8 protein-coding genes and 5 tRNA genes are annotated in these 6,289 nt (G+C 47.4%); 4 read left to right on the forward strand and 9 right to left on the reverse strand.

Features of this window, described 5'->3' with window-relative positions; translation table 11 throughout:
- Positions 1–95: 95 nt before the first annotated feature.
- From A3842_RS32740 to A3842_RS27635, 3 genes are read right to left on the reverse strand one after another with little or no spacing between them, the layout of a single operon-like run.
- Positions 96–281 carry a dipeptidase gene (locus A3842_RS32740; RefSeq protein WP_218618704.1) on the reverse strand — a complete coding sequence of 62 codons (186 nt, stop codon included), beginning with the start codon at positions 279–281 and terminating at the stop codon, positions 96–98.
- A complete protein-coding gene (locus A3842_RS32745) occupies positions 250–414 on the reverse strand; it encodes a hypothetical protein (protein WP_178382423.1) in 165 nt (54 codons plus the stop codon). The genes A3842_RS32740 and A3842_RS32745 overlap by 32 nt, the downstream gene beginning before the upstream one ends.
- The gene (locus tag A3842_RS27635) at positions 386–604 is read right to left on the reverse strand and encodes a hypothetical protein (RefSeq protein WP_074086244.1); all 219 of its coding nucleotides are present in this window, start codon (positions 602–604) and stop codon (positions 386–388) included. The genes A3842_RS32745 and A3842_RS27635 overlap by 29 nt, the downstream gene beginning before the upstream one ends.
- 168 nt (positions 605–772) lie before the next feature.
- On the opposite strand from A3842_RS27635, the gene fabV reads away from it, so the two are divergent.
- Positions 773–1,963, forward strand: a complete 1,191-nt coding sequence (gene fabV / locus A3842_RS27640; protein ID WP_074103430.1) for an enoyl-ACP reductase FabV — start codon at positions 773–775, stop codon at positions 1,961–1,963.
- Positions 1,964–2,187: 224 nt separating this feature from the next.
- Entirely contained in the window at positions 2,188–3,351 is a 1,164-nt protein-coding gene (locus tag A3842_RS27645; protein WP_074103431.1) for a YhgE/Pip domain-containing protein, read from the forward strand.
- Between the two features lie 75 nt (positions 3,352–3,426).
- On the opposite strand, the gene A3842_RS27650 is transcribed toward A3842_RS27645, so the two are convergent.
- Positions 3,427–4,326, reverse strand: a complete 900-nt coding sequence (locus A3842_RS27650; RefSeq protein ID WP_074103432.1) for a helix-turn-helix domain-containing protein — start codon at positions 4,324–4,326, stop codon at positions 3,427–3,429.
- Between the two features lie 191 nt (positions 4,327–4,517).
- Between A3842_RS27650 and A3842_RS33815 the strand changes: the two genes are divergently transcribed.
- Positions 4,518–4,853 (forward strand): MFS transporter, encoded by a 336-nt coding sequence (locus A3842_RS33815; RefSeq protein ID WP_371916026.1) that lies wholly within the window; start codon positions 4,518–4,520, stop codon positions 4,851–4,853.
- Positions 4,766–5,647, forward strand: coding sequence for an MFS transporter (locus A3842_RS27660; RefSeq protein WP_074103434.1), 882 nt, complete (start codon positions 4,766–4,768; stop codon positions 5,645–5,647). Before A3842_RS33815 ends, A3842_RS27660 begins: the two co-directional genes overlap by 88 nt.
- Positions 5,648–5,713: 66 nt before the next feature.
- Here A3842_RS27660 and A3842_RS27665 read toward each other — a convergent pair.
- From A3842_RS27665 to A3842_RS27685, 5 genes are all read right to left on the reverse strand, one after another.
- A tRNA-Leu gene (locus tag A3842_RS27665) sits at positions 5,714–5,792 on the reverse strand.
- Between the two features lie 23 nt (positions 5,793–5,815).
- Positions 5,816–5,892: transfer RNA gene (locus tag A3842_RS27670), tRNA-Arg, on the reverse strand.
- Between the two features lie 6 nt (positions 5,893–5,898).
- A tRNA-Gly gene (locus A3842_RS27675) sits at positions 5,899–5,973 on the reverse strand.
- Positions 5,974–6,057: 84 nt separating this feature from the next.
- Positions 6,058–6,135 (reverse strand) — tRNA-Asp (locus tag A3842_RS27680).
- Between the two features lie 4 nt (positions 6,136–6,139).
- Positions 6,140–6,216: transfer RNA gene (locus A3842_RS27685), tRNA-Met, on the reverse strand.
- Positions 6,217–6,289: the final 73 nt, after the last annotated feature.

Below are 6,289 nucleotides of genomic sequence, written 5' to 3' on the forward strand. Positions count from 1 at the left end.
GCCTCAACCGGTGTCAATTCCTCCATATTTCGCTCCCCGATCCAGTTTGTTATCCTGCATTTGCGTGCGTCTGCGGGTGTCTACCTTAGTGTGCATCACTTCCTGGTCCGTAAAATAAATCCTCCGCTGTACTCACCCGAGCAGTAGAAGTTAAACAAACTATTATGTAAAAGCGACCAGTCCAGATCACTCATGTGCCAGTCCGTACCGATGCCTGCATGGTCAACGCCGACAAGCCGGATCACGTATTCATCTTTTGGACAGTGTATTTTCCAACCCATTGCTCCTGCCCTTAACACTGCCGCACAATAATCCGCAGATTTCACCAACAATATGTCCGGAGGTGATAGCCCCCTCCGCCAGCGGAATCAGATAATCTCCCGCTTCATGGACAGCGGACTCCAGCCGGTCCACATAGAGCCGCCTCCCTCCGCAAATAACCCGGCATCAGACCCATAAGATTCCCCTCAAGCAGGGGCAAGACCTGCCGCAGGCTCTGCACCGCCTCCCCGCGGGCGAGATCCGTCAGCACATCTCCCATTACCCGGATCACTGCCTTTATTGTCAAGATTTCCGCTGCTTCGCTTCTGCTAATAATACGCATTCCTAATCCCTCCCTCCCACCTGTTTACCTAGTAATAACAGACTTCGCTATTCCGCAATCATTCTAATAACTATAAAAATGCAATCATACTTATCTTTCTAAGCCATCATTTGCTATACTCTATATTAGTGAAAAAAGTTAAAAACTAAAACAAAGGGGTAATCCTTGATGATCATTCAGCCAAAAACGCGCGGCTTCATTTGCACAACCGCCCATCCGGAAGGGTGCGCCAAACAAATACAGGAACAAATTGATTATGTAAAAGCACAGAAGAAGCTAACCGGCCCCGTGAACGTGCTCGTTATCGGAGCCTCCACCGGGTACGGTCTGGCTTCGCGGATTGCTGCCGCTTTTGGAGCTGGAGCCAATACGATCGGCGTATTCTTTGACAAAGCTGCTGAAGGGATTCGCACCGCTTCTGCAGGGTGGTATAATTCTGCCGCTTTTGAACAGGCAGCCGCAGAGCAAGGCCTCAAATCTCACAGTATCGTTGGGGATGCCTTCTCAGATGCCATCAAGACGACAACAATTGACCTAATCAAGGCAGAATATGGGACGGTGGATCTTGTAGTGTATAGTGTCGCTTCCCCGCGCCGTACCCATCCTGTAACAGGCGAAACCTTCTCCTCTGTAATTAAACCGGTAGGCACTGCCTATACGAATAAGACCATGAACTTCCATACCGGAGAGGTCTCAACGGTGACTATTGAGCCTGCGACAGACGATGAAGTCCGTCAGACAATCGCCGTTATGGGCGGGGAAGACTGGGGAATGTGGATCGATCAGCTGCAGGCAGCCGGCGTACTGGCAGATGGGGCAACCACAGTAGCCTATTCCTACATCGGGCCAAAAATCACCCATCCAATCTACCGAGACGGAACCATTGGACAGGCCAAAAATGACCTGGAGCAGACAGCTATCGCGCTGAATCAGAAGTTGGCTGTCTTAGGCGGACGTGCTTTTGTATCGGTTAACAAAGCACTTGTCACGCAGTCCAGCTCGGCAATTCCAGTGGTTCCACTGTACATTTCTGCACTGTATAGAGTGATGAAGGATAAGGAACTGAATGAAAACTGCATCCAGCAAATGTATCGTTTGTTCGCAGAGCATTTGTATAATGGCGGCAAAGCGGCGGCAGACGGCAGCCACCTGATCCGTATCGATAATTGGGAAATGCGCGAGGATGTGCAAATCGAGGTTATGAGACGCTGGAACGAACTCGAAACCGACAATGTCCCTGAACTGGCAGACCTTGAAGGCTATCGCAAAGACTTTTTCCACTTGTTTGGCTTCCAGACCGAAGGTGTGGATTACGAGGCCGATACCGATCCTTCGGTAGAGATTCCCAACCAGGTTTAATGCTTTTGAATATTCCGCCTGGCACATGATAAATAAGCCGCTCCCTGAATTTCTGGGGGGCGGCTTATTTGCGTTTGCTATTTTTCACAACTACTTGTTCCAGCTCAATTGCTGACCGTATCAGTATTTTTCAAAACATGAATATCGCCCTTGTCAATTATATACCTAAATGATATATTACAATACGATATAGATCATGTTGGTATATAAAAGGAGATGTTATCATGTCTATTTCTTTATTAAAAAAGTTTCTCAAGCAGCCCGTCACTATTGTCGGAATTATCACTGCACTCTTATTTCAGGTTTTCTTTAGCTTAATTTGGGTGACGGGGTACGATCATGTTACGGACCGTGTAAACCAAATGTCCATTGCTATTGTTAATGAGGATGGTACCGCCGCTCAGCCAATTATGGATGGAATTAGCAGCTCATTGAAGTTCCGGCTTGAGACAGACCTGACTTTGCAGGAAGCGAAGGATGCGATGAACCGCCGTGGTATCCGTATGATTATCAATATCCCGCAAGGGTTCACCAAGCAGCTGAGTAATCCAGGGGAACAAGCCGAGCTGGACTACTTAATCAACCAGTCCAACCCGCAGATGGTGTCCAATGCCATGCAAACGGTAGCCGCTCAAATCACTGCTGCATTGAACAAGCAGACTACTATGCAAGGCCTTCAGCAGGCACTTGCAGCCATGCAACTTCCGGCTGCACAAGCTGATATTTTGAAATCCGGCATCTCGTCGCGCATAAATGCCAATGTGAAGATCACTAACCCCACCACTAACTTTGCCCAAACCATGGTTCCTTTGATGATTGTTACAGCCTCCTTCACCGGCTCCATGCTGCTTGCTATGAACCTGAACCGTGCTTCGGTGAATCTCTCTGCTCAGGCAGGCAAATGGCAGCGGTTCGCCGCACGCTTTATAATTATGGGTACCGTAGCATTCCTGGCCTCTCTGATCAGCACTACATTGATCAATAGCCTGGGCATCCCGTTCACTACAGGATATTTCGCTACCTGGATGTTCGAATTCCTGATCATTCTTGCCTGCATGACCCTTGCACAGCTAAGTCTCGTTCTCTTTGGAGATGCTGGCGCCTGGATGAACATCGGGCTGCTCTCCATTCAGATGCTGTCCTCCGGCGCGACCATTCCCCGCGAGATTCTGTCACCATTCTATGTCTGGATCGGCCAATTCTTCCCGGCCCGTTACGCCGTGGATGGCATGCTGGATCTCGTGATCGGCGGTCAGGGAATCGGGCACGACGTGCTCGCCCTCATCTATATCGCAATCGCCTGCACCCTGCTCTCGGCCGTAGTGACTGCAGTCCGCCGTGCCCCCAAAAAGATTATTGTAGAAGCAACAAGCCCTTCGTCCCCCTAAAAACAGAAGAACAAGCCCATGTCTCCTATACGGGCTTGTTCTTTTTCATAACAACATATGAATGCTACTCTTGTTCTAGCCCATAATTAAACTGCCTTCTAATAGTGAGGGCCATTCTCCATAAAGATGCTTTCGGCACACATCCAGCAGGGCATTATAACTGTCCATAAAATCAAGCTGCCTCAGAATCTCCAGATAGCTTTTTAATTTCGTGGTGTCCTGGCTTCGCTTTAGGCAGACTAATGTAATTTCATATAACACAGAGGTCACGATCTTGTCGTACAACAGATTTGTTTTGTCAGCTAACGGTAATGCCCTCTTGAGAAAGAATAGGCTTTTCTCATAATTCCGCTCAGCAAGACAGATATTCGAGATATTTTGGAGTAAATGCTGTTGAATGGTCCTACTCTCGGCAAAGGAATGATATTTATCAAATTCATGCACAGCCCTTTGTCCAAAGAAAATGGCATCGTCACTGCTTAACGTGAACAGGAAGTTGTTGAGCAATTTGAATTCATACAAATACCAGGTATCCACCTCAAGCAAATACTGCTTGATAGTATTGGCTACTTCACTTATCCGCTTGATTTGATCTTCATGCCCATACTGGATCAGCACTCCCTGCCCAAGTAAATACAAATGGTAAAAGGCATCTGTTCCCGTACTCCGATACATAGCAAGGCATTCATGGCTGATCTCCCTAAGCTTTTCAAAATCATACCGGTTCCCGGCTTCAACCAACGTAAGATGCAGCGTCCGTTTGATCCGCTGAGCGAGATCCTGATGCAGAAACAGCAGCTCCTCAAGAGACATCTCCAGTTTATCCAGAAGTAGAATCAGCTTATCATAACCCGGATAGTACTTCCCTCCCTCAAAGCGCGACAGGTTGGAGCGGCTCATAACTCCCTGGGCAAGCTCTGTTTGATTCATCCCTTTGGACCTGCGGATCTGTTGAATCGTTGTACCTAGATACATCCGTTCCCTCCACTCATGTTGTGAGTATACAGCACAATTCTCCAGTCTTTTTTTCATTGTATGCTACATTCGACGCAATGAACATACATAGGCAGAGAAGGAAGAGAATAAGAATGAACATACCTCGGAACCTGAACAGCAAAGTTTGGAATATCCTCATAGGAACCTTTTTTACGAGAACAGCACTTTTTATGAGCACTCCTTTTCTGGCGATCTTTTTGACGAATCAAAAGAACCTTTCGCTCCTGGATACAGGTTATATTCTTAGCATAAATCCGCTTATCAATGTTTGTTTCGGCGGTTTTGGCGGATTCCTGGCAGATAAGCTTTCTTTGAAAAGAATTGTGGGGTACATCCCCATTATCTGGGGAACCGTGTTTATTCTCTTTTATTTTGCCGCAGTTCATGTCATTTTCTCCTGCTTAGCGCTCTTAACGGATTGTGTTACTCGATCTTTGAGCCAGCAAGCAAAAAAATACTCTCTACCCAGACTCCACCGGAGAATCGGCTGCTGGTATTTAATCTGAGATATGCAGCAATTAATCTCGGTGCTTTTGTGGGTCCACTGCTAAGCCAGCTATTTAACATGAAAATGACATTGTTTCCTTATGTATTCCTAGGCATTCTGTACATTCTATACGGGATATCCACACGATTCTTTTTCCGGGATCTGCCGGGTATAGAAGCGTCTGCACCGCAAAAAGCGAAGTACAGCCCCCATGTCTTCAAACTGCTCCTACAAGACCATGTATTCCTTCTGCTGCTAGCTGGTATGAGTTTCTCCTTCTTCGGCTATTCTCAGCTGAACGCGACAGTGTCACAGTACCTGGCCAACACCAGTTCCTTAACTAACGGCATTCAACTATACTTAACCTTGTTATCGGCAAATGCCCTTATTATTCTCATCGTCCAGTTTGCAATGCTTCGCTGGATATCCAACTGGAACCCCTTTAACGTTGTACTGCTCAGCAATATACTGATCAGCATAAGTTTTTTGTCCTTTCTTTTTCACACCTCATATATAGTTCCTCTGATCTTTATCCTACTTTTCAGTCTGGGAGAATTATTAATAGGTGCCCGCTTCGACACATTAGTAGATGAGCTTGCTTCAGAATCTGCCAAAGGTTTATATTTCGGCTGCTCCGAGTTCGTCAAAATCGGCACTATCGGAGGTCCTATCCTGGGAACGTTCCTGTTGAATCAATTCGGCTTCCAATCCAGATTCTCTGTATTCGGACTAATATGCCTCATATGCATAACCGGCTCCGGGCTCATTAGCCTATCCAAATTCAAGCATCAGCGCAACATATTCAATAAATAAGATAATCCCAGAAAATAAAAATAGCCTTGCACACCGCTAAAAGCGATTTACAAGGCTACTGAAGTATACCGGCGAGAGGACTCGAACCTCCACGGTTTCCCACTCGATTTTGAGTCGAGCGCGTCTGCCATTCCGCCACGCCGGCGAATTATTAGTTGAAAAGATAAATGGCGCGCCCTGAGAGATTCGAACTCCCGGCCTTTTGATTCGTAGTCAAACGCTCTATCCAGCTGAGCTAAGGGCGCAAATTATGGAGCGGACGACGGGAATCGAACCCGCGACCCTCGCCTTGGCAAGGCGATGCTCTACCGCTGAGCCACGTCCGCACACGGTATGTATTGCATTCATTTCTTAAGTAATAAGCATCAACGAACCCTTAATGGATTATCGTCTCTGAAGCAGTGTAATGATGGCGGAACCGACGGGATTCGAACCCGCGATCTCCTGCGTGACAGGCAGGCATGTTAGGCCAACTACACCACGGTTCCAAATTGGTTGCGGGGGCAGGATTTGAACCTGCGGCCTTCGGGTTATGAGCCCGACGAGCTACCGGGCTGCTCCACCCCGCGTCAGTAATAAAAAATTCTATATAATAATGTTTCCCTGGTGGAGGCTGAGGGGTTCGAACCCCCGACCCTCTGC

This window comes from Paenibacillus sp. P3E (assembly GCF_001909045.1).
GTDB lineage: Bacteria > Bacillota > Bacilli > Paenibacillales > Paenibacillaceae > Paenibacillus_AQ > Paenibacillus_AQ helianthi.

Coding starts and splice junctions, on each gene's coding strand:
- A3842_RS27635 (WP_074086244.1), bottom strand. CDS start 604: ATGCGTATTATTAGCAGAAGCGAAGCAGCGGAAATCTTGACAATAAAG.
- fabV (WP_074103430.1), top strand. CDS start 773: ATGATCATTCAGCCAAAAACGCGCGGCTTCATTTGCACAACCGCCCAT.
- A3842_RS33815 (WP_371916026.1), top strand. CDS start 4,518: ATGAGCACTCCTTTTCTGGCGATCTTTTTGACGAATCAAAAGAACCTT.
- A3842_RS32740 (WP_218618704.1), bottom strand. CDS start 281: ATGGGTTGGAAAATACACTGTCCAAAAGATGAATACGTGATCCGGCTT.
- A3842_RS27645 (WP_074103431.1), top strand. CDS start 2,188: ATGTCTATTTCTTTATTAAAAAAGTTTCTCAAGCAGCCCGTCACTATT.
- A3842_RS27650 (WP_074103432.1), bottom strand. CDS start 4,326: ATGTATCTAGGTACAACGATTCAACAGATCCGCAGGTCCAAAGGGATG.